The organism is Pseudomonas avellanae BPIC 631 (assembly GCF_000444135.1).
GTDB classification, from domain to species: Bacteria; Pseudomonadota; Gammaproteobacteria; order Pseudomonadales; family Pseudomonadaceae; genus Aquipseudomonas; species Aquipseudomonas avellanae.
Map to the genome: position 1 here is coordinate 1 of NZ_ATDK01000060.1, position 21,576 is coordinate 21,576.

General features: G+C 60.1%; 19 protein-coding genes. 15 read left to right on the forward strand and 4 right to left on the reverse strand.

Features of this window, described 5'->3' with window-relative positions; all coding sequences use genetic code 11:
• Positions 1 to 73: 73 nt before the first annotated feature.
• The 3 genes from DW49_RS0104600 to DW49_RS0104610 all read left to right on the forward strand — a co-directional run bounded on the left by DW49_RS0104600 (position 74) and on the right by DW49_RS0104610 (position 2,103).
• Entirely contained in the window at positions 74 to 535 is a 462-nt protein-coding gene (locus DW49_RS0104600) for an acyl-CoA thioesterase (RefSeq protein WP_005617213.1), read from the forward strand.
• Between the two features lie 28 nt (positions 536 to 563).
• A complete protein-coding gene (locus DW49_RS0104605; protein ID WP_024421102.1) occupies positions 564 to 1,529 on the forward strand; it encodes a tRNA dihydrouridine synthase in 966 nt (321 codons plus the stop codon).
• A 130-nt stretch (positions 1,530 to 1,659) separates the two neighbouring features.
• The gene (locus tag DW49_RS0104610; RefSeq protein ID WP_005617217.1) at positions 1,660 to 2,103 is read left to right on the forward strand and encodes an Hsp20 family protein; all 444 of its coding nucleotides are present in this window, start codon (positions 1,660 to 1,662) and stop codon (positions 2,101 to 2,103) included.
• Between the two features lie 55 nt (positions 2,104 to 2,158).
• Here DW49_RS0104610 and DW49_RS0104615 read toward each other — a convergent pair whose 3' ends face one another.
• Together DW49_RS0104615 and DW49_RS0104620 are read right to left on the reverse strand one after the other, a co-directional pair.
• Positions 2,159 to 4,351 (reverse strand): putative bifunctional diguanylate cyclase/phosphodiesterase, encoded by a 2,193-nt coding sequence (locus tag DW49_RS0104615; protein WP_005617219.1) that lies wholly within the window; start codon positions 4,349 to 4,351, stop codon positions 2,159 to 2,161.
• A gap of 68 nt (positions 4,352 to 4,419) precedes the next feature.
• Positions 4,420 to 5,292 carry a LysR family transcriptional regulator gene (locus DW49_RS0104620; RefSeq protein ID WP_005617221.1) on the reverse strand — a complete coding sequence of 291 codons (873 nt, stop codon included), beginning with the start codon at positions 5,290 to 5,292 and terminating at the stop codon, positions 4,420 to 4,422.
• Between the two features lie 145 nt (positions 5,293 to 5,437).
• Here DW49_RS0104620 and leuC point away from each other — a divergent pair, with 145 nt between their 5' ends.
• The 9 genes from leuC (at position 5,438) to DW49_RS0104665 (ending at position 15,454) form a co-directional block, all read left to right on the forward strand.
• Entirely contained in the window at positions 5,438 to 6,865 is a 1,428-nt protein-coding gene (leuC, locus tag DW49_RS0104625; protein ID WP_005617223.1) for a 3-isopropylmalate dehydratase large subunit, read from the forward strand.
• Complete coding sequence (leuD, locus tag DW49_RS0104630; protein WP_005617225.1) at positions 6,862 to 7,503, forward strand: 3-isopropylmalate dehydratase small subunit; 642 nt, start codon at positions 6,862 to 6,864, stop codon at positions 7,501 to 7,503. The genes leuC and leuD overlap by 4 nt, the downstream gene beginning before the upstream one ends.
• 146 nt (positions 7,504 to 7,649) lie before the next feature.
• The gene (gene leuB, locus DW49_RS0104635; protein ID WP_003382036.1) at positions 7,650 to 8,732 is read left to right on the forward strand and encodes a 3-isopropylmalate dehydrogenase; all 1,083 of its coding nucleotides are present in this window, start codon (positions 7,650 to 7,652) and stop codon (positions 8,730 to 8,732) included.
• A gap of 70 nt (positions 8,733 to 8,802) precedes the next feature.
• Entirely contained in the window at positions 8,803 to 9,915 is a 1,113-nt protein-coding gene (asd, locus tag DW49_RS0104640) for an aspartate-semialdehyde dehydrogenase (protein ID WP_005617230.1), read from the forward strand.
• A 166-nt stretch (positions 9,916 to 10,081) separates the two neighbouring features.
• Positions 10,082 to 11,086 carry a 2-dehydro-3-deoxygalactonokinase gene (locus DW49_RS0104645; protein WP_005617232.1) on the forward strand — a complete coding sequence of 335 codons (1,005 nt, stop codon included), beginning with the start codon at positions 10,082 to 10,084 and terminating at the stop codon, positions 11,084 to 11,086.
• 1 nt (position 11,087) lies between these two features.
• On the forward strand, positions 11,088 to 11,723 hold the full coding sequence (locus DW49_RS0104650; RefSeq protein ID WP_005617235.1) for a 2-dehydro-3-deoxy-6-phosphogalactonate aldolase: 636 nt from the start codon (positions 11,088 to 11,090) through the stop codon (positions 11,721 to 11,723).
• Positions 11,724 to 11,783: 60 nt separating this feature from the next.
• Positions 11,784 to 12,932 carry a galactonate dehydratase gene (dgoD, locus tag DW49_RS0104655; RefSeq protein ID WP_005617237.1) on the forward strand — a complete coding sequence of 383 codons (1,149 nt, stop codon included), beginning with the start codon at positions 11,784 to 11,786 and terminating at the stop codon, positions 12,930 to 12,932.
• Positions 12,933 to 13,252: 320 nt separating this feature from the next.
• The gene (locus DW49_RS0104660) at positions 13,253 to 14,563 is read left to right on the forward strand and encodes an MFS transporter (RefSeq protein ID WP_024419855.1); all 1,311 of its coding nucleotides are present in this window, start codon (positions 13,253 to 13,255) and stop codon (positions 14,561 to 14,563) included.
• A gap of 81 nt (positions 14,564 to 14,644) precedes the next feature.
• Positions 14,645 to 15,454 carry an IclR family transcriptional regulator gene (locus tag DW49_RS0104665; protein WP_024419854.1) on the forward strand — a complete coding sequence of 270 codons (810 nt, stop codon included), beginning with the start codon at positions 14,645 to 14,647 and terminating at the stop codon, positions 15,452 to 15,454.
• An 11-nt stretch (positions 15,455 to 15,465) separates the two neighbouring features.
• Here DW49_RS0104665 and DW49_RS0104670 read toward each other — a convergent pair whose 3' ends face one another.
• On the reverse strand, positions 15,466 to 16,464 hold the full coding sequence (locus DW49_RS0104670) for an NAD(P)-dependent alcohol dehydrogenase (RefSeq protein ID WP_005617241.1): 999 nt from the start codon (positions 16,462 to 16,464) through the stop codon (positions 15,466 to 15,468).
• 218 nt (positions 16,465 to 16,682) lie between these two features.
• Between DW49_RS0104670 and DW49_RS0104675 the strand changes: the two genes are divergently transcribed.
• On the forward strand, positions 16,683 to 17,576 hold the full coding sequence (locus DW49_RS0104675; protein ID WP_005617243.1) for an AraC family transcriptional regulator: 894 nt from the start codon (positions 16,683 to 16,685) through the stop codon (positions 17,574 to 17,576).
• Positions 17,577 to 17,705: 129 nt separating this feature from the next.
• On the opposite strand, the gene DW49_RS0104680 is transcribed toward DW49_RS0104675, so the two are convergent.
• Positions 17,706 to 19,361, reverse strand: coding sequence for an electron transfer flavoprotein-ubiquinone oxidoreductase (locus DW49_RS0104680; protein ID WP_005617245.1), 1,656 nt, complete (start codon positions 19,359 to 19,361; stop codon positions 17,706 to 17,708).
• 524 nt (positions 19,362 to 19,885) lie between these two features.
• On the opposite strand from DW49_RS0104680, the gene DW49_RS0104685 reads away from it, so the two are divergent.
• Both DW49_RS0104685 and DW49_RS0104690 read left to right on the forward strand, forming a co-directional pair.
• Positions 19,886 to 20,635 carry an electron transfer flavoprotein subunit beta/FixA family protein gene (locus tag DW49_RS0104685; protein ID WP_005617248.1) on the forward strand — a complete coding sequence of 250 codons (750 nt, stop codon included), beginning with the start codon at positions 19,886 to 19,888 and terminating at the stop codon, positions 20,633 to 20,635.
• Positions 20,636 to 21,565, forward strand: a complete 930-nt coding sequence (locus tag DW49_RS0104690) for an electron transfer flavoprotein subunit alpha/FixB family protein (protein ID WP_005617252.1) — start codon at positions 20,636 to 20,638, stop codon at positions 21,563 to 21,565. It abuts the gene before it with no gap.
• Positions 21,566 to 21,576: the final 11 nt, after the last annotated feature.

The window sequence follows — 21,576 nt, forward strand, 5'->3', positions numbered from 1 at the left end:
CTCTACCTCGACCCGATCGGATCCTGACTTCGCTACACTCCCGCCAATCACATTCACTCAAACAGGAGCACGCATGGTCTGGGACCGGGCAACGCCTTTCGTCATTGACCTGAACGTCGGCGCCGAAGACATCGACGGGCTGGGGCATGCCAATAACGCCGTATACGTCTCCTGGCTGGAGCGCTGTGCCTGGCGGCATTCGCAGTTTCTGGGCCTGGACCTGACCGAATATCGGCGTCTGGACCGGGCCATGGCAGTGGTCAGGCACGAGATCGACTACCTGGCCAGCGCCTACGAGAGCGACGAACTGCAATTGGCGACCTGGATCACCGACTGGGATCGCCGTCTGAAAATGACCCGCTGCTTTCAGCTCAAACGGCCTGCCGACAACCTGACGCTGTTGCGCGCACAAACCACCTTCGTGTGCATCGAACTGTCCAGCGGCCGGCCCAAACGCATGCCCGCAGAGTTCATCGAAGGCTACGGCGCAGCCATTCCCGACAGCGACGTTCCCAATCCGCACGCCGGGCAGTAAACTGCCGGACTTTTTTCGAGTGTGACCCATGCAAATTGCTTTGGCGCCCATGGAGGGGCTGGTTGACGACATCCTGCGCGATGCCCTGACGAAAGTGGGTGGCATCGACTGGTGCGTGACCGAGTTCATTCGGGTGTCCGAGCGTTTGATGCCGGCGCACTACTTCTACAAGTACGCTTCGGAGTTTCACAACGGCGCGAAGACTGACGCCGGCACGCCTTTACGGCTCCAGCTGTTGGGCTCTGACCCGGTGTGCCTGGCCGAGAACGCCGCGTTCGCCTGCGAGCTGGGCGCGCCGGTGCTGGACTTGAACTTCGGCTGCCCGGCCAAGACCGTCAACCGCTCCCGTGGCGGCGCAGTCCTGCTCAAAGAGCCGGAATTGCTGCACAGCATCGTCAGCGAGGTGCGCCGTGCTGTGCCCAAAGACATACCGGTCACCGCCAAGATGCGCCTGGGCTACGAAAACACCGACCTGGCGCTGGATTGCGCCAGAGCGCTGGCTGACGGCGGGGCTGAGCAAATCGTCGTCCACGCACGCACCAAGGTCGATGGCTACAAGCCGCCCGCGCATTGGGAATGGATTGCGCGTATTCAGGAAGTGGTCAAGGTCCCGGTGGTGGCCAACGGTGAAATCTGGACCGTCGAGGATTGGCGCCGATGCCGCGAAATCTGCGGCGCGCGAGACATCATGATTGGTCGCGGGCTGGTAGCGCGCCCTGATCTGGCCCGGCAGATTGCTGCGGCGCAGAAGGGCGAAGAGGTGGTGTCGATGACCTGGGCCGAGTTGCAGCCGATGCTGCGCACCTTTTGGCAAGCCTGCCTGGCCAAGATGACGCTTGTTCAGGCACCGGGTCGCCTCAAGCAATGGCTGGTGCTGCTGACCAAGAGCTACCCCGAAGCGACCTTGATGTTCAATACGCTGCGTCGCGAAACCGACTGCGACCGAATCACCGTACTGCTCGGTTGCTTACCCGGTTGCTCACCCAAAAGCTGACCCCGACGGACGGTCAAAAAAAATCTGAAAAAAGTCTCTTGAAAAGCAAATGGCTGTCCCTACTTTGGTGATCAAGCGATGCCGAATACGGGTCGCGTAAACCACTCGCTGACAAACAGGAGAAATTATCATGGCGACTGCATTTTCACTGGCTCCACTCTTTCGTCATTCCGTGGGTTTCGACCGCTTTAACGACCTTTTCGAGTCGGCGGCGCGAAATGAGACAGCCAGCGGTTACCCTCCTTACAACGTGGAGCGGCATACCGATGATCATTACCGCATCGTGATCGCTGCAGCAGGCATGCAAGAGCAGGATCTCGAGTTGCAAGTCGAAAAAGGTGTGCTGACCGTCATCGGCAGCAAGCGTGAGCAAGAAGCCGATAACGTGACATACCTGCATCAGGGTATTGCCCGGCGTGAATTCAAGCTGTCGTTCAGGCTGGCGGACAATATCGAAGTCAAAGGGACCGATCTGTCTCATGGCCTGCTGAACATCGACCTGGTGCGCAACGTGCCGGAAGAAGCTAAACCAAAGCGTATTCCGCTCAATACTCAGAAAGTACTGAACAGCTGATCACTACGCGGTAAGCAACACTGAGCAAAGGCGTCTTCGGGCGCCTTTGCTGTTTTCACTCGATGGAAACAGATGTCTGCAACTGCCGCCTGAGTTGCAGCAGCGTCTCGAATTCAGGCCCCGGCAGTGGCTCGCTGAACAGGTAGCCCTGATAGTTGTAGCAACCCACCCGCTCAAGAAACGCCAGTTGCTCCGGGGTTTCGACGCCTTCGGCAATGACGTGCAGGTTGAGGCTCTGCGCCATGGCGACGATGGCACGGATGATTTCTGCGTCGTTGGGGTCGCTGGTGGCGTCCTGGACGAATGACTGGTCAATCTTCAGCGTATCCACCGGCAAGCGCTTGAGGTAGGTGAGCGATGAATAGCCGGTGCCGAAATCGTCCATCGCAAAGCCTACGCCCAAGTCTCTGAGGCTGCGCATCTTGAGAATGGTGTCGTCCAGATTCTGGATCACGATGCCTTCGGTTATTTCCAGCTTGAGCATGGTCGCCGGCAAGTGATGCTGTTTCAGGCTGTGTTCGACGCGTTCGACAAAGTCGCTCTGACGAAACTGACGCGGGCTGACATTGACGCCCATCAGAAATCGGTCTTTCGAGACCAGCCCCTGGCTCAATAGAAGCCCGCCGATTTTACAGGCATCGTCGAGAATCCGGCTGCCAACCTCCAGAATCATGCCGCTCTCTTCCAGTATTTGAACGAACTGGTCGGGTGGTAGCAGCCCGTATTCGGGGTGCTGCCAGCGCAGCAGGGCTTCTGCACCCGTGATCTGATTGGTGCGGCAATCGACCTGCGCCTGAAAATGCAGATGAAATTCGTTGCGGGTCAGCGCCAGGCGCAGGTCGTTTTCAAGGCGCAGACGCTGACTGACCGCCTGTTGCATGGACACATGGAAAAACTGCGAGGCGTTTCGGCCGGAGTCCTTGGCCCGGTACAGGGCGATATCGGCGCGCTTGAGCAGGTCGGCAGGGGTCAGGCCGTCGTCCGGGATCAGCACGATGCCGACGCTTGGCGTCACTTGCAGGCGATGACCGTCGAGGAACATCGGTTCGGCGAGCAGCACGCGCAGGTTGTCCGCCAGCACGCGCACCTGATGAGTAACTTGCTCAAGAGAACCGTCCAGGCCACAAATCAACACCACAAATTCGTCACCGCCCAGTCGGGCCACAGTGTCTTCCTGGCGCACGCTGGCTTCCAGGCGTGCGGCAATGACGCTCAGGACGCTGTCGCCCACCGGGTGGCCGAGTGAGTCATTGATGTGTTTGAAGTGGTCCAGGTCGAGAAACAGCAAGGCACCGCGCAGGTTCTGGTGCTGGAGCAGCGACACTTGCTGGCTAAGGCGATCCATCAACAGGGCGCGATTGGGCAGGCCGGTCAGCGGGTCGTGATACGCCAGGTGCTGGATCTGCGCCTGGGCACTTTTCAACTGGCCGATGTCACGGGCATTCATCAGCAGGCATGCGGTATTGTTCAGGGTGATGAATTCGACCGATACATCCAGCACCAGCGGCGCACCGTTTTTGTCTCGCCCGTTCATTTCCCGGTGGTGCATCCGGCCTTTCTGGCGAAGTTCGTCGATCATGTACTCGCACTGCACGGTGTTGGTCCATATGCCGATTTCGTGGGCGGTACGGCCAAGGACTTCCCGGGCGCTGAAGCCGGTCAGGCGACAGAAGCCGTCGTTGACCTCGACATAGCGACCGGACTCGATTTCAGTGATGGTGATCGAGTCGGGGCTTGAGTGAAATGCTTTGGCAAATTTCTCTTCGCTGGCCTCAAGCGCCGCCTGAACGCACTGTTGGGTGATGTCCAGCAGGGTGCCGGCCAGTTTGACGGGGTTGCCGGTTTCATCCCTGTAGATCCGTGCACGGCTTTCAATCAGGCGTGAAGTGCCGTCTTTCATTTGAAAGCGGTAGGTCATCTGCAGACAATCCTGCCGGCTTTCAAGTGCTGCCGTGTAGGCCGCGCGGACCCGATCGCGCTCCTCGGCGGGCAACCTCTCGAAAAACAGCCTGGAGTCATCGTCGAAGGGCTGTGCGTCCATGCCGTGCAGAAACGATGCGCGCGCCGAGGCTTGCAGCCGGCTGTGGGTGATGTCCAGGTCCCAGGTGCCCATCTGCGCCAGGTCCAGCGCCAGTTCGAGGCGCGCGTGGGTTTCCTCGATAATGCGCTCCGTATCTGTCGCCGAGCGCCCCTTGGGGGCTGGCTGTGCAGGATTTTGCGACACGCAGTTGTCCGGAGGGTTGAGCATGTGATCACGAGCCTTTGCTGAATAAAGCCGATGAAGCGATCAGTCTGCTGCGGCGCAGCATGGTCTACTCACTGTGTCTGCGCATCGAGCAATTTCATGAATGCTCTGGCGGCATTCGACAGCGTGCGTTCGGTGTGCAGGATGTAGCCTAGCTGGCGATTGAGCTGCACGCCCGGCAAAGGAATGCGCGCCACCTGTTCGTCGAGCATGGTGCGCGGCAGTACGCTCCAGGCCAGGCCGATGGAGACCATCATCTTGATGGTCTCCATGTAGTTGGTGCTCATGGCGATATTGGGCTTCAGGCCCTCGGCCTCGCACAGCCCGCTGACAATGTGGTGGGTGAATGTGTTGCTGCCCGGAAACACCGCCGGGTAACGCACGATATCCGCCAGTTGCATCGGCCCGCTGTTGGCCAGCGGGTGCTCCGGCGCGGCAACGAAGTCCAGCGGGTCATCCCACACCGGCATGGCGCGGATCAACGCATGTGGCTCGGGCGCCAGTGTAATGACTGCCAGCTCGGCGCGCCCGTGAAGAATTTCCTCATAGGCCACCTCCGAATCGAGAAACTGAATGTCCAGCGCGACCTTGGGGTAGGCATGAGTAAACGCCCGCAGCACCGGCGGCAGGCGGTGCAGGCCGATGTGGTGACTGGTTGCCAGGGTCAGCCGGCCGGTGACTTCGCCGGTCAGGTTGGTCAGTGCGCGGCGCGTGTCGTCCAGCACATTAAGGATCTGGTAGGCGCGCGGCAGCAGGGCGCGACCCGCTTCGGTCAGGCTGACTTCGCGGCCCAGGCGATCAAACAGGCGCACGTTGAGCTGCTGCTCCAGACCGGCGATACGCTTGCTGATGGCGGGCTGGGTGATGTACAGCCGCTCACCGGCACCCGAGAAACTGCCGGTCTCGGCGATGGCTATAAAGGCGTTGAGATTGGCGAGGTCCATAGACGGATTCCACTTGGTTATCCAAGGCATGAAAATTATGAATTTGAGTTATTTAAGCACATTCTATAGGATGACCGCACAAGCCAAGGGTTCATCGTCACGATTGCCCAAGGCATAGAAACAAGCTGATGAGGAAGTACGTCCGATGGCCGGGAAAACGCTCTACGACAAGCTCTGGGATTCACATTTGGTCAAACAGCGCGACGACGGTTCGGCGCTGATCTACATTGACCGTCATATCATCCACGAAGTGACCTCGCCGCAAGCGTTCGAAGGCCTGCGCCTGGCCAGACGCAAGCCGTGGCGGATCGATTCGATCATCGCCACCCCCGACCACAACGTGCCGACCACCTCGGAACGCAAGGGCGGTATCGAGGCTATCGAAGACCAGGTGTCGCGCCTGCAAGTGCAGACCCTGGACGACAACTGCGACGAATACGGCATCACCGAATTCAAGATGAATGACCCGCGTCAGGGCATCGTCCACGTCATCGGCCCGGAGCAGGGCGCAACCCTGCCGGGCATGAGCGTGGTCTGCGGCGACTCACACACCTCGACCCACGGCGCATTTGGCGCGCTGGCCCATGGTATAGGCACTTCCGAGGTCGAGCATGTGCTGGCGACCCAGTGCCTGGTGGCCAAGAAGATGAAGAACATGCTGGTGTCGGTCGAAGGGCAATTGCCGTTCGGCGTGACGGCCAAGGACATCGTGCTGGCGGTGATCGGCAAGATCGGCACCGCAGGCGGTAACGGTTACGCCATCGAGTTCGCTGGCAGCGCGATTCGTGACCTGTCGATCGAAGGCCGCATGACCATTTGCAACATGTCCATCGAGGCGGGTGCGCGGGTCGGCATGGTCGCCACTGACGAGAAGACCGTCGAATACGTCAAAGGCCGTCCGTTCGCACCGAAGGGCGCTGAATGGGACCTCGCCGTCGAGGCCTGGAAGGATCTGGTGTCCGACGCCGATGCGGTGTTCGACACCGTGGTCAAGCTGGATGCCGCGCAGATCAAGCCACAGGTCAGTTGGGGCACTTCGCCGGAAATGGTCCTGGCCGTCGATCAGAACGTGCCGGACCCTGCGCAAGAACCGGATCTGGTCAAGCGTGGCTCCATTGAGCGCGCCTTGAAATACATGGGCCTGAAAGCCAATCAGCCGATCACCGATATCCAGCTGGATCGCGTATTCATCGGCTCCTGCACCAACTCGCGGATCGAAGACCTGCGCGCTGCTGCAGACGTTGCCAAGGGTCGTAAGGTGGCTGCAACCATCAAGCAGGCCATCGTGGTGCCAGGCTCGGGGCTGATCAAGGCGCAGGCCGAGAAAGAAGGGCTGGACAAGGTCTTCATCGAAGCCGGTTTTGAATGGCGTGAGCCGGGCTGCTCGATGTGCCTGGCCATGAACCCGGATCGCCTCGGTTCCGGCGAGCATTGCGCGTCCACCTCCAACCGTAACTTTGAAGGCCGTCAGGGCGCAGGCGGCCGCACGCATCTGGTGAGCCCGGCGATGGCTGCTGCCGCAGCGGTTACTGGCCGTTTCATCGATGTTCGCGAACTGAGGAATCCAGCATGAAAGCCTTTACCCAGCACAATGGCCTGGTCGCTCCTCTGGATCGTGCCAACGTCGACACCGACCAGATCATCCCCAAGCAGTTTCTCAAGTCGATCAAGCGCACGGGCTTTGGCCCGAACCTGTTCGATGAGTGGCGTTATCTGGACGTGGGCCAGCCGTACCAGGACAACTCAAAGCGCCCGCTGAACCATGATTTCGTGCTCAACAACGCGCGTTATCAGGGTGCCAGCGTGCTGTTGGCGCGGGAAAACTTCGGTTGTGGCTCCAGCCGCGAGCATGCGCCGTGGGCGCTGGAAGAGTATGGTTTTTGCGCCATTATCGCGCCGAGCTATGCCGACATCTTCTTCAACAACAGCTTCAAGAACGGCCTGCTGCCGATCATTCTGGCTGAAGGCGATGTCGATCAACTGTTCAAGCAGGTCGAGGCCAGCCCCGGCTATCAGTTGAGCATTGATCTGCAGGCGCAGACGGTGATCCGCCCTGACGGCGAGGTGCTGAGCTTTGAAATCGATGCATTCCGCAAGCACTGTCTGCTTAACGGTCTGGATGACATCGGCCTGACGCTGATGGACGCCGACGCCATTGCCAGCTTCGAAGGCAAGCACCGCGCCAGCCAGCCATGGTTGTTTCGCGACTGATCAGTAGCCACCGCAGGCTTGTTTGCCAGTAAGGTGCCGTTGCGCCTTGCTGGCAACAGTGTTTTAGCCAGGTGATAAATTTTTTGCCGTATTCAGCGTTATAAAAAGGCGCCACCCAAGGCGCCGCTGCACACATCGAGGATGTTATGAGCAAGCAGATTCTGATTCTCCCAGGTGATGGTATTGGTCCGGAAATCATGACCGAAGCGGTCAAGGTGCTGGAGCTGGCCAACCAGAAGTATCAACTGGGTTTTGAATTGACCCACGACGTGATCGGCGGCGCGGCCATCGACAAGCACGGCGTGCCGCTGGCCGACGAGACGCTGGACCGCGCCCGTGCGGCCGATGCGGTACTGCTTGGCGCGGTGGGCGGCCCGAAATGGGACACCATCGAGCGTGACATCCGTCCTGAGCGCGGCCTGCTGAAAATCCGTTCCCAACTGGGCTTGTTCGGCAATCTGCGCCCGGCGATTCTCTACCCGCAACTGGCGGATGCCTCGAGCCTCAAGCCGGAAATCGTTGCCGGCCTGGACATCCTGATCGTTCGCGAACTGACCGGTGGCATCTATTTTGGCGCGCCACGCGGCACTCGCGTGCTGGATAATGGCGAGCGTCAGGCGTACGACACGCTGCCGTACAGCGAGAGCGAGATCCGCCGCATTGCCAAGGTTGGTTTCGACATGGCCATGGTGCGTGGCAAAAAGCTCTGCTCGGTAGACAAGGCCAACGTGCTGGCGTCCAGCCAGCTGTGGCGCGAAATCGTCGAGCAGGTCGCCAAGGATTACCCGGAAGTCGAACTGAGCCATATGTATGTCGATAACGCTGCCATGCAACTGGTGCGTGCGCCCAAGCAGTTCGACGTGATCGTGACCGACAACCTGTTCGGCGACATCCTGTCCGATCAGGCGTCGATGCTCACTGGTTCCATCGGCATGCTGCCGTCGGCTTCGCTGGACACCGCCAACAAGGGCATGTACGAGCCTTGCCACGGCTCGGCACCAGACATCGCCGGCCAAGGCATTGCCAACCCGCTGGCGACCATTCTGTCGGTGTCGATGATGCTGCGTTACAGCTTCAACCTGACTGACGCTGCCGACGCCATCGAACAGGCCGTCAGCCTGGTGCTGGATCAGGGTATCCGCACCGGCGACATCTGGTCCGAGGGCAAAGTTAAAGTCGGTACCAAGGAAATGGGCGATGCAGTAGTCGCCGCGCTACGGAATCTGTAATCTCTCTGGCCCGCCGCCTGCTGTACACACGCAGGGCGGCGGTCCCACTTTTATTCAAGGTGTAGTTGCGATGAAACGTGTAGGTCTGATCGGTTGGCGTGGCATGGTCGGTTCCGTGCTCATGCAGCGGATGCGGGAAGAGCAGGACTTCGATCTCATTGAGCCGGTGTTCTTCACTACCTCCAATGTCGGTGGCCAGGCGCCTTCGGTGGGCAAGGAAGTTGCCCCGCTGAAAGATGCCTACAGCATCGACGAGCTGAAAACCCTGGACGTGGTGCTGACCTGTCAGGGCGGCGACTACACCGACGAGGTGTTCCCCAAGCTGCGCGAAGCGGGCTGGCAGGGTTACTGGATCGATGCGGCCTCCAGCCTGCGCATGCAGGATGACGCCGTCATTGTGCTCGATCCGGTGAACCGCAAGGTCATTGACCAGCAACTGGACGCGGGCACCAAAAACTACATCGGCGGCAATTGCACGGTCAGCCTGATGCTGATGGGCCTGGGCGGTCTGTTCGATGCCGGGCTGGTCGAGTGGATGAACGTCATGACCTATCAGGCGGCCTCCGGGGCCGGCGCGCAGAACATGCGTGAACTGATCAGGCAGATGGGCGCGGTTCACGCGTCTGTGGCGGATGAACTGGCCAACCCGGCCAGCGCCATTCTGGATATCGACCGCAAGGTGGCAGAAGCCATGCGCAGCGAGTCGTTCCCGACCGAGAACTTCGGCGTGCCGCTGGCCGGCAGTCTGATCCCGTGGATCGACAAGGCGCTGCCCAACGGCCAGAGCCGCGAAGAGTGGAAAGGCCAGGCCGAGACCAACAAGATTCTCGGTCGTTTCAAGAGCCCGATCCCGGTGGATGGCATCTGCGTGCGCATCGGCGCCATGCGTTGCCACAGCCAGGCGCTGACCATCAAGCTGAACAAGGATGTGCCGATTGCGGACATCGAAGGCTTGATCAGCCAGCACAACCCGTGGGTCAAGCTGGTGCCGAACACCCGCGAAGCCAGCGCGCAAGAGCTGAGCCCGACGGCGGTGACCGGCACCATGAGTGTGCCGGTGGGCCGTCTGCGCAAGCTGAACATGGGTTCGCAGTACCTGGGCGCTTTCACCGTCGGCGATCAGCTGTTGTGGGGCGCGGCTGAACCGCTGCGGCGCATGCTGAGGATCCTGCTGGAGCGTTGATACTTCGGTTTTACACCAAACCCGCTGTCCGAAAGGGCAGCGGGTTTTTTAATGTCTCTCCGTTAAAATCCCGATATATGGGATTGAAATTTACATATTGAGATAAGTATGGCAACAGGTTTATAGTCGTCTGGCACTCACTTCCAATAAAACAGCAGGTGAAGCAATGCAGGCGCAATTGATTGCACTCGACTGGGGGACGACCTCCCTTCGTGCTTATCGACTTGGCGAACACGGCCAGGTGCTGGAACAGCGCGCCCTGAGCGCGGGCATCATGCAGTTGCCGACCACGCCGCGTCTGATTTCCGGGCAGTTGTGCAGCGACGGCTTTGAACTGGCTTTCGATCAGGCCTGCGGCGACTGGCTTGACGCCGAGCCCGGCCTGCCGGTGATTGCCTGCGGCATGGTCGGCAGCGCGCAGGGCTGGCGCGAGGCGGCTTATCGGGAAACCCCTGCCAGCGTCAACGAACTGAGCGCAGCGCTGCAAACGGTGCGCAGCCAGAGTGGGGTGACCGTGCATATCATTCCGGGCGTACTGCAACGCTCGACCCTGCCCAACGTCATGCGTGGCGAAGAAACCCAGGTGCTGGGCGTATTGGCCGGGCTTGAGACGCAACTCGACAACCAGCCCCTGCTGATTGGTCTGCCGGGCAGCCATTCGAAATGGGTGCAGGTCACGCGCGGGCGCATCGTTCATTTTGATACCTTCATGACCGGCGAGGTCTACGCCGCCCTGTGCGCGCACACCATTCTCGGGCGCACCATGCAGCCCGCCGAGGCGTTCGATGATCAGGCGTTTGATCGCGGATTGTCGATTGCCCTGTCGGATGCCGGGTCCGCCGGACCGCTTTCCACCATTTTCAGCACCCGAACGCTCGGCCTGACCGGGCAACTGGCGGCGAGCGCTCAGCCGGACTACCTGTCCGGCCTGTTGATCGGCCATGAACTGGGCGCCATCGCCAGGCTGCATCTGCATACCCATGAACAATTGCCTGCGGTGATCCTAATCGGCAGCGAAGCGCTGTGCGCGCGTTATTCACGTGGCCTGACGGTCTGTGGCTTCCCGCAAGTGACCCTGGCCGAACAGGCGACCGAGCGCGGCCTGTGGCAGGTCGCGGTGCAGGCGGGCCTGATTGCACGCCAGCCATCCCAACACATTCAAGAGGTTTGACATGCTCAAGCAAGCATTGAAGGAAAACGGTCTGGTCGCGATCCTGCGCGGCCTGCGCCCCGAAGAGGCACCGGCGATTGGCGATGTGTTGTATGAGGCCGGGTTTCGGGTCATTGAAGTGCCGCTCAATTCTCCGCAGCCGTTCGATAGCATTCGCTTGCTGCGCCAGCAATTGCCTGCCGATTGCCTGATCGGTGCGGGCACGGTGCTGACCCCGGAGCAGGTGACGCAGGTCAAGGATGCCGGAGGGCAGGTCATTGTCATGCCGCACAGCGATGCCCATGTCTTGCGTGCAGCCAAGGCCGCCGGGTTGTTTTTGTCGCCGGGCGTGGCGACGCCGACCGAGGCGTTTGCCGCGCTGGCCGAAGGTGCCGACGTACTGAAACTGTTTCCTGCCGAGCAGATGTCACCCGCGGTGGTCAAGGCGTGGCTGGCGGTGCTGCCCAAGGGCACGATTCTGCTGCCGGTCGGCGGTATCTCGCCAGACAACATGAAAGTGTTTCTTGATGCTGGCGTGAAGGGCTTCGGCCTGGGCTCCGGGCTGTTCAAACCGGGCATGAGCGCTGCTGACGTTGCCGAGCGGGCCAAGGCTTACGTAGCTGCCTGGAAGCAACACACCGCAGGGCTCGCAGACTGATCAGCATCGCTGTTCGATAGCCGTTATCCAATAAGAGAATCAATAAGAGAAACTGCACCCATGAAAATCACCAAACTCACCACGTTCATTGTTCCGCCGCGCTGGTGCTTCCTCAAGGTCGAGACTGACGAAGGCGTTGTCGGCTGGGGCGAGCCGGTGGTCGAAGGCCGCGCGCACACCGTGGCCGCTGCTGTGGAAGAACTGTCCGATTACCTGATCGGCAAGGACCCGCGCAACATCGAAGACATCTGGACCGTGCTGTATCGCGGCGGTTTTTACCGGGGCGGCGCGATTCATATGAGCGCGCTGGCCGGCATCGATCAGGCGTTGTGGGACATCAAGGGCAAGGCGCTGGGTGTTTCGGTGAGTGATCTGCTGGGTGGTCAGGTGCGCGACAAGATTCGTGTGTATTCGTGGATCGGCGGTGACCGTCCTGCCGACACGGCGCGGGCGGCCAAAGAGGCGGTCGAGCGCGGTTTTACGGCGGTGAAAATGAACGGCACCGAAGAGCTGCAGTTTCTCGACACCTTCGATAAGGTCGATCTGGCGCTGGCCAACGTGGCTGCCGTGCGCGATGCGGTCGGGCCGAATGTCGGCATTGGCGTGGACTTCCACGGCCGCGTCCACAAGCCGATGGCCAAGGTGCTGATGAAAGAACTGGACGCGTACAAGCTGATGTTCATCGAAGAACCAGTGCTCAGCGAAAACTACGAAGCCCTGAAAGAACTGGCACCGCTGACCAGCACGCCGATTGCCCTGGGCGAACGGCTGTTCTCGCGTTGGGATTTCAAGCGCGTGTTGAGCGAAGGTTATGTCGACATCATCCAGCCGGATGCGTCGCATGCAGGCGGTATCACCGAAACCCGCAAGATCGCCAACATGGCCGAAGCCTACGACGTCGCGCTGGCGCTGCATTGCCCGCTGGGGCCGATCGCGCTGGCGGCGTGCCTGCAACTGGACGCGGTTTGTTACAACGCCTTCATTCAGGAGCAGAGCCTGGGCATCCACTACAACGAAAGCAACGACCTGCTCGATTACGTCAAGCATCCGGAAGTGTTCGACTACGACAAAGGCATGGTCAAGATCCCCAACGGACCGGGCCTGGGCATCGAGATCAACGAAGAATACGTCATCGAACGCGCCGCCATCGGCCACCGCTGGCGCAACCCGATCTGGCGTCATGCCGATGGCAGTTTTGCCGAGTGGTAGGGCGCAGGAAATCTCCGTGATCATCGTTCCCACGCTTTGCACTCAGCGTTGTACAAAAGTCCTGAGAAGCCCGTAGATCGGGCTTCTGCCCGAAGGGCGTGGGAGCGAACTTGTTCGCGAAGACGGTAGTTCAGCCGATGCGTTTTTGGGGAATGCACTGGCCCTTTCGCGAACAATGCGGATCGCCGCCCCGGTCGCCCCCACGGCCTTCGGCCAGAATCAAAAGCGGATTTGTATAGCACACTGAGCGCGGAGCGTGGGAACGAGAGCTCGCCAATCGAAGCACAGACCTCAATAAATCCAACAAGAGGCTACAGGCCATGCGCACTCGTACGATGGAGGGCGCGGCGTCGCTGGTGACGCCGTCCCGCAAGCGTTTCTTTATCATGGTGTTGCTGTTCATCACCGTGGTGATCAATTATCTGGACCGCAGTAATCTGTCCATTGCCGCACCGGCACTGACCGCCGAACTGGGCCTTGATACGGTGCACGTCGGGCTGATCTTCTCAGCGTTCGGCTGGACCTACGCCGCCATGCAACTGCCCGGTGGCTGGCTGGTAGACCGGGTGCCGCCGCGCATCCTTTACACAGCTGCACTGCTGCTGTGGTCCATCGCGACCATCATGCTCGGCTTTGCCGCCAGCTTCATCGCGCTGTTCGTGCTGCGCATGGCCGTCGGTGCACTCGAAGCACCGGCCTATCCGATCAACAGTCGTGTGGTGACCACCTGGTTTCCCGAGCGCGAGCGCGCCACCGCCATTGGCGTCTACACCTCGGGTCAATTCGTCGGTCTGGCGTTTCTGACGCCAGTGCTGGCCTGGCTGCAGGCGCACTACGGCTGGCACATGGTGTTTGTCGTAACAGGTGGCGTTGGCGTGTTGTGGGCGTTGATCTGGTACGCGGTGTATCGCGAACCGCGTGACTTCAAAGGCGTCAACCAGCAGGAGATCGACCTGATCAAAGAGGGCGGCGGGCTAGTGGACATCCAGACGGAGGCCGACAAGCAGAAGCAGGGTTTCAGTTGGCTGGACCTGGGCATCGTGCTGAGCAAGCGCAAGCTGTGGGGGATCTACTTGGGGCAGTTCTGCCTGAACTCCACGCTGTGGTTCTTCCTGACCTGGTTCCCGACCTATCTGGTCAAATACCGTGGCATGGACTTCATCAAGTCCGGGTTGCTGGCGTCATTGCCGTTTCTGGCGGCGTTTATCGGGGTGTTGTGTTCGGGTTTTTTCTCCGACTGGCTGATCCGCCGTGGCCATAGCGTGGGCTTTGCCCGCAAATTGCCGATCATTGCCGGGCTGCTGATTTCCACGTCAATCATCGGCGCCAACTTCGTCGATTCCACACCACTGGTCATCACCTTTCTGGCGTTGGCGTTTTTCGGTAACGGTCTGGCATCGATCACCTGGTCGCTGGTCTCCACCCTGGCCCCGGCGCGCTTGCTGGGCCTGACCGGTGGCACGTTCAATTTCATCGGCAACCTGGCGGCCATCGCCACGCCAATCGTGATCGGCTTTCTGGCAACCGGCGACTCGTTTGCGCCAGCCATCACCTACATTTCGGCGTTGGCATTGTTGGGCGCGCTGTCTTACATCCTGCTGGTGGGGAAGGTGGAGCGTATCGAGCTCTGATGTCGACGCGTGCGGACGCTGGCGGCGATAATGCTGCCAGCTTCCTGATCCGAACCTTCTCCTATTTGAACCTGGCCTCTCATGCACAACGATTCGATCATCCCTGAAAAAACCACCGGCAAAGAACCTGCGCCCAGCGGGACCCAGACCCTGTTGCGCGGCCTTGGCGTGGTTCAGGCGGTGGCCAGTGGCGCACGGGACCTGAAAGAAATCGCCCGGCTGATCGGCACCACGCGCAGCACCACTCACCGTCTGGCCAGTTGCCTGGTCGAAGAGCGCTACCTTCGGGTGGTGCCGCAAGTTGGCTACCTGCTCGGGCCGAAACTGATCGAACTGGGGTTTCAGGCGCGCGAAGAAGTGCCGCTGGCCATTCTCGCCCGCCCGTATCTGGATCGGCTGTCGGAACTGACCGGCGATACGGTGCATCTGGCGGTTCGGGAGGGCGACGACGTGTTGTACCTGCACAAAAACCCCGGCCGCAACGGACCGGAAATGCGCTCGCGGGTCGGGCACCGCATGCCACTGGTGCGGACCGGTATCGGCAAGGCGTTATTGCTGGACAGTACGCAAGCAGAGTGGCAGCGGCTGTACGAGGTCAGCATGCCGGCGTCAGGCAGAAACCCGCTGTGGCCTGCTCATGAACAGCAAACCTGGGAGCAGTTGCAGGCGCGAAGGGAGGAGTACATACAGGGTGGTTATGCGTTTGATCTGGAGGACAACGAACCGTCGATTCGTTGTGTTGCAGCGCCGGTACGTGATGCCAGCAAACAGATTGTTGCCGGCATCAGTGTCGCCAGTACCGTGCCTTACATGCCGCTGGAGAAAATGGCCGAGCTGGTTCCGCTGATCAAGAAGATAGCAGCGGAACTCTCGGCCGATCTCGGCGGCTGATTCCTGGCGAATCAGGCCTGCAGCGTGGCCATGTCGATCACGAAACGGTATTTCACGTCACCGGCCAGCATGCGCTCGTAGGCTTCGTTGATGTTGCGGATATCGAGCATTTCGATATCGCAGGTGATGCCGTTCTCGGCGCAGAAATCCAGCACTTCCTGGGTTTCGGCAATACCGCCGATCAGCGAACCGGCCAACACGCGACGGCTCATCACCAGGTGGGCTGCATGGACGGGCGGCTCGATAGGTTCGATCAGACCGACCAGAATATGCACGCCGTCAAAGCGCAGCGTTTCCAGGTAGGGGTTCAGGTCGTGCTGCACCGGAATGGTGTCGAGCAGAAAGTCGAAATGCCCGGCAGCGGCCTTCATCTGTTCGGCGTCGGTGGACACGATCACATGGTCGGCGCCCTGACGACGTGCTTCCTGAGCCTTGGCTGCGGAGCGGGTAAACAGGGTGACTTCAGCGCCCATTGCCTTGGCGAACTTGATGCCCATGTGACCCAGACCGCCCATGCCCAGAATACCGACCTTGTCGCCGGCCTTCACACCGTAGTGCTTGAGTGGCGAATAAGTGGTGATGCCTGCGCAAAGAATCGGAGCGGCTGCGGCCGGGTCGAGCTTTTCCGGAACGCGCACGACGAAGTGCTCGGCGACCACGATGCTGTTCGAGTAACCGCCCATGGTGTTGCTGCCGTCCACGCGGTCTGGCGTGGCGTAGGTCATGGTCGGGCCTTCCAGGCAATACTGCTCGAGGTCCGATTTGCAGGCCGAGCATTCGCGGCACGAGTCGACCATGCAGCCGACACCGACCAGATCACCGACCTTGTATCGGGTGGCGTTGGCGCCAGTGGCGGTGACGCGACCGACGATCTCGTGGCCGGGCATCAGCGGGTAGACAGCGATGCCCCATTCGTTGCGCGCCTGGTGAATGTCGGAGTGGCATACGCCGCAGAACAGGATTTCGATGGCCACGTCGTCGGCACGCGGAGCGCGACGTTCGAAGGTCATTGGGGCGAGGGGGGCGGTAGCCGATAGCTGTGTACATCGTTGACCTCACAGAGTGTTACAGAAGCAGAGGCAAACAATTGTCCTTGTATGGAGGGTGCGCGGCTATGGTGAATCCTCCGTGTTTCATGCCTATTCCTCCGGCCGGATAATTCGGGGTCGGCTCCGGCGCTCAAATCTGCGATTATGCAGCTGTCTATTTCTCTGCCGGCCTGCTTTCCATGTCACTCGATTTTTCCCCTGATGGCAATGCCACGCTTGTGTCCCTGATTCAGCCGCTGGCGGTACGTCCCGGCTTTGTGGCCACGCATTTGCCCGAGGTTCGTGTGCTGTCGGCTTTCGGTTATGTGGCCAGTAGCCCGCAGATCTACGAGCCGAGCCTGATGATTGTGGTGCAGGGCAGCAAAGTCGCCTGTCTGGGGCCGCGCACCTTTGAATACGGCACCGGGCATTACCTGATTCAGGCGCTGTCGGTGCCATTCAAATGCGAGACCTTCGCCACCCCGGACAAGCCGCTGTATGGCGTGTCGGTGGCCATCGACCGTGTGCGGCTTGGCGAACTGGTGCAAGCAATAGGCCCGGCCAGCGGCCAGGAAAGTCAGATGCAGACCCCGGAGTCCATGACATCGGTACGCATCGACCCTGCGATGCGCGACAGCGTCGAACGCCTGCTGCGTTGTCTGCACGATCCGCTGGAGTGCCAGGCGATGGGGCAGGCGCGCATTCGTGAAGTGCTGTACAGCGCGCTGCGCGGCCCGCAATCGGGTGTATTGCGCGCGCTGGTCGAGCAACAGGGGCAGTTTGCGCGGATCGCCTCGGCGGTGACGTATCTGCATGACCATTATGACCACGCATTGAACGTCGACACCCTGGCGCGCTGCGCCAACATGAGCACCTCGACCTTTCACGAGCACTTCAAGCGCAGCACGCTGTTGTCGCCTGTGCAGTACCTCAAACGCCTGCGCCTGCTCAAGGCCCAGCAGTTGCTGGTCGCCGAAGGCCTGAACGTGGCCCAGGTCGCGCTCAAGGTTGGCTATCAAAGCGCATCGCAGTTTAGCCGCGAATACAAACGTTACTTCGAGCGGAGTCCGGGAGAGGCTAGCTGCAAGCTTTAAGCTGCAAGCTGCAAGCTGCAAGCTGCAAGCTGCAAGCTGCAAGCTGCAAGCTGCAAGCTGCAAGCTGCAAGCTACAAGCTTTAGGCTTGCCGCTTACAACTTGCAGCTGCTTTTTGCAACTGCTTCACCTCACATATTCGGGTAGGTCGGTCCGCCAGCGCCTTCCGGTGCCACCCAGGTGATGTTCTGCGAAGGGTCCTTGATGTCGCAGGTCTTGCAGTGCACGCAGTTCTGCGCGTTGATCTGGAAGCGTTTCTCGCCATCTTCCCTGGTAATGACTTCGTACACGCCTGCCGGGCAGTAGCGCTGGGCCGGTTCGTCGTACAGTGGCAGGTTCTTGCCGATCGGGATGCTCGGATCGGTCAGCTTAAGGTGGCAGGGTTGTTCCTCTTCATGGTTGGTGCTGGAGAGGAATACCGAGCTGAGTTTGTCGAAACTGAGCTTGCCGTCGGGTTTGGGGTAATCGATCTTCTTTGAGTCCGCCGCCAGCTTGAGGCAGGCGTAATCCGGCTTTGTGTCGTGCAGGGTGAACGGCAGCTTGCCACCGAAGATGTTCTGATCGATGAAGTTGAATGCACCACCCTTGATCGCGCCGTACTTGTGGATCGCCACGCCAAAGTTGCGGCTGGCGAACAGCTCTGCATGCAGCCAGCTGGCTTTGAAGGCATCGACGTAGGAGGTCAGCACGTCGCCGCCTTCCTTGCCGGCGAACAGGGCGTCTGCTACCGATTCTGCAGCCAGCATGCCGGACTTCATGGCGGTGTGGCTGCCCTTGATCTTGGCGAAGTTCAAGGTGCCGAGGTCGCAACCGATCAGCGCGCCGCCAGGGAAGACCATCTTCGGCAGCGAGTTCAGGCCGCCCTTGGCAATGGCGCGTGCGCCGTAGCTGATGCGTTTGCCGCCTTCCAGGTACTGCTTGATGACCGGGTGATGCTTGTAGCGCTGGAATTCGTCGAACGGCGACAGGTACGGGTTGGTGTAGGACAAGTCGACGATCAGGCCGACCACCACCTGATTGTTTTCCAGGTGATACAGGAACGAGCCGCCCGGATTGGCATCATCCAGTGGCCAGCCTGCGGTATGCACCACCAGGCCTTGTTCGTGTTTGGCCGGATCGACTTCCCAGATTTCCTTTAGGCCGATGGCGTAGTGCTGCACATCGGCTTCGTTGTCGAGGTCGAAGCGCTTGAGCAGTTGCTTGCCGATGTGGCCACGGCAGCCTTCGGCGAACAGCGTGTATTTGCCGCGCAGTTCCATGCCGGGGGTGTACAGGCCTTCTTTCGGGTTGCCTTCGCGGTCGACGCCGAGATCACCGGTGACGATGCCGCGCACCACGCCGTTTTCGTCGAACAGCGCTTCCTGAGCTGCAAAGCCCGGGTAGATTTCAACGCCCAGGTTTTCAGCCTGCTGGGCGAGCCAGCGGCACAGATTGCCCAGCGAGATAATGTAGTTGCCATGATTGTGCATGGTCTTTGGCACGAAAAAGTCCGGGATTTTCTGGGCTTTTTCGGCGTCGCGCAGCACGTAGATGTCATCGCGCTTGACCGGCGTATTGAGCGGCGCGCCCAATTCTTGCCAGTTCGGAAACAGCTCGTTCAGTGCGCGCGGTTCGAACACGGCACCGGACAGGATGTGTGCGCCGACTTCGGAGCCTTTTTCCACCACGCAGACGCTGATTTCCTGCCCGGCTTCAGCGGCCTTCTGTTTAAGGCGGCAAGCGGCAGAAAGCCCGGAAGGGCCGGCTCCGACGATGACGACGTCGAATTCCATGTATTCGCGTTCCACAGGCTATCTCCTACTCTATCAAGGCTCACGGTGTTTTTTATGTGGCACTGCTTTATGTGTCGCTGCAGGCCGAAGTCTGGGCGTATGGAGGTGTTGGACACCGCCCGCCTTTTTAATGGCACGCATTATATCTACACCACTGCACGGGTCCAATACAAACGTTTGTTTGAATCGGCCGCAGGCCAGATAAATCATAGACGCCAGACCCGGAACTGGCCGATTTGGCGTATTGACCGGATAAGGCGTAACGGTCAAGATACGGGCGGTTTTGCGTTTGCCGTAGGCTGAAACGAGGTTCGACAGAATCTCCCAAAAGGCATCAGGCAAACGCGGTGCAGGCAACAGGTCAACGTCGCACGGCGCATTTTACACACCCTGCCGCTGCTTGACGGGTGATGCCCGGCATTTTAGGGCTTTTTAAAGCCCTGCCGCTGGCCTGCACACATTGCGATTGCTTGTTGAGGACACTTATCGATCGCCTGGTATTGCCGGGCGACATCTTTTCACCGGAGAGTGAGGAATCCATGAAGGTTCTTGTAGCTGTCAAACGAGTGGTCGACTACAACGTCAAGGTTCGCGTCAAGGCGGACAACTCCGGCGTCGATCTTGCCAACGTCAAAATGTCCATGAACCCGTTCTGCGAAATCGCTGTTGAAGAAGCGGTGCGCTTGAAAGAGAAGGGTGTGGCAACGGAAATCGTGGTCGTGACCATTGGCCCGACCACCGCTCAGGAGCAGTTGCGTACGGCTCTGGCGTTGGGTGCAGACCGTGCCGTGCTGGTCGAGTCCGCCGAAGAGCTCACCTCGCTTGCCGTGGCCAAACTGCTCAAGGCAGTGGTCGACAAGGAGCAGCCGCAACTGGTGATTCTCGGCAAACAGGCGATCGACAGCGACAACAACCAGACCGGCCAGATGCTGGCTGCGTTGAGCGGCTATCCGCAGGGTACGTTTGCGTCGAAGGTTGAAGTGAGTGGCGACAAGGTTGCCGTGACCCGCGAAATCGACGGCGGCCTGCAGACCGTTTCCCTGAGCTTGCCCGCCATCGTCACCACAGACCTGCGCCTGAACGAGCCACGCTACGCCTCGCTGCCCAACATCATGAAGGCCAAGAAAAAGCCGCTTGAAGTGCTGACGCCTGATGCGCTGGGTGTGTCCACGGCCTCGACCAACAAGACCCTCAAGGTCGAAGCGCCGGCTGCACGCAGCGCCGGCATCAAGGTCAAGTCGGTGGCTGAACTGGTCGAGAAACTGAAAAACGAAGCGAAGGTAATCTAAATGACGATCCTGGTTATCGCTGAACACGACAATGCGACCGTAGCCCCGGCTACGCTCAACACCGTTGCTGCCGCCCAGAAGATCGGCGGTGATATTCATCTGCTGGTTGCAGGTTCCGGTATCGGCGCTGTTGCCGAAGCCGCAGCCAAAATTGCTGGCGTGAGTAAAGTGCTGGTCGCCGACAACGCGGCCTACGCGCATCAACTGCCTGAAAACGTAGCGCCGCTGGTGGTCGAACTGGCCGCAGGCCACAGCCACGTTCTGGCCGCTGCCACCTCCAACGGCAAGAACATCCTGCCGCGCGTCGCTGCGCAGCTGGATGTGGATCAGATATCCGAGATCGTTTCGGTGGTCTCGGCTGACACGTTCACCCGCCCGATCTATGCCGGTAACGCGATTGCCACTGTGCAGTCCACAGCCTCGGTCAAGGTCATCACCGTGCGTGCCACCGGTTTCGATCCGGTGGCTGCCGAGGGTGGTTCGGCCACCGTTGAAGCGGTGTCGGCTGCTCACGATGCCGGCACGTCGAGCTTCGTCGGTGAAGAACTGGCCAAGTCCGATCGTCCTGAACTGACCGCGGCCAAGATCGTCGTTTCCGGCGGTCGCGGCATGCAGAATGGCGACAACTTCAAGCACCTGTACACCCTGGCCGACAAACTTGGCGCTGCGGTCGGCGCTTCCCGCGCTGCGGTCGACGCCGGTTTTGTGCCCAACGATATGCAGGTCGGTCAGACCGGCAAGATCGTTGCGCCACAGCTGTACATTGCCGTCGGTATTTCCGGCGCGATTCAGCATCTGGCCGGCATGAAGGACTCCAAGGTAATCGTCGCGATCAACAAGGATGAAGAAGCGCCGATCTTCCAGGTGGCTGATTACGGTCTGGTGGCGGATTTGTTCGAAGCCATTCCCGAGTTGGAGAAGCTGGTCTAAGCCACGCGCTT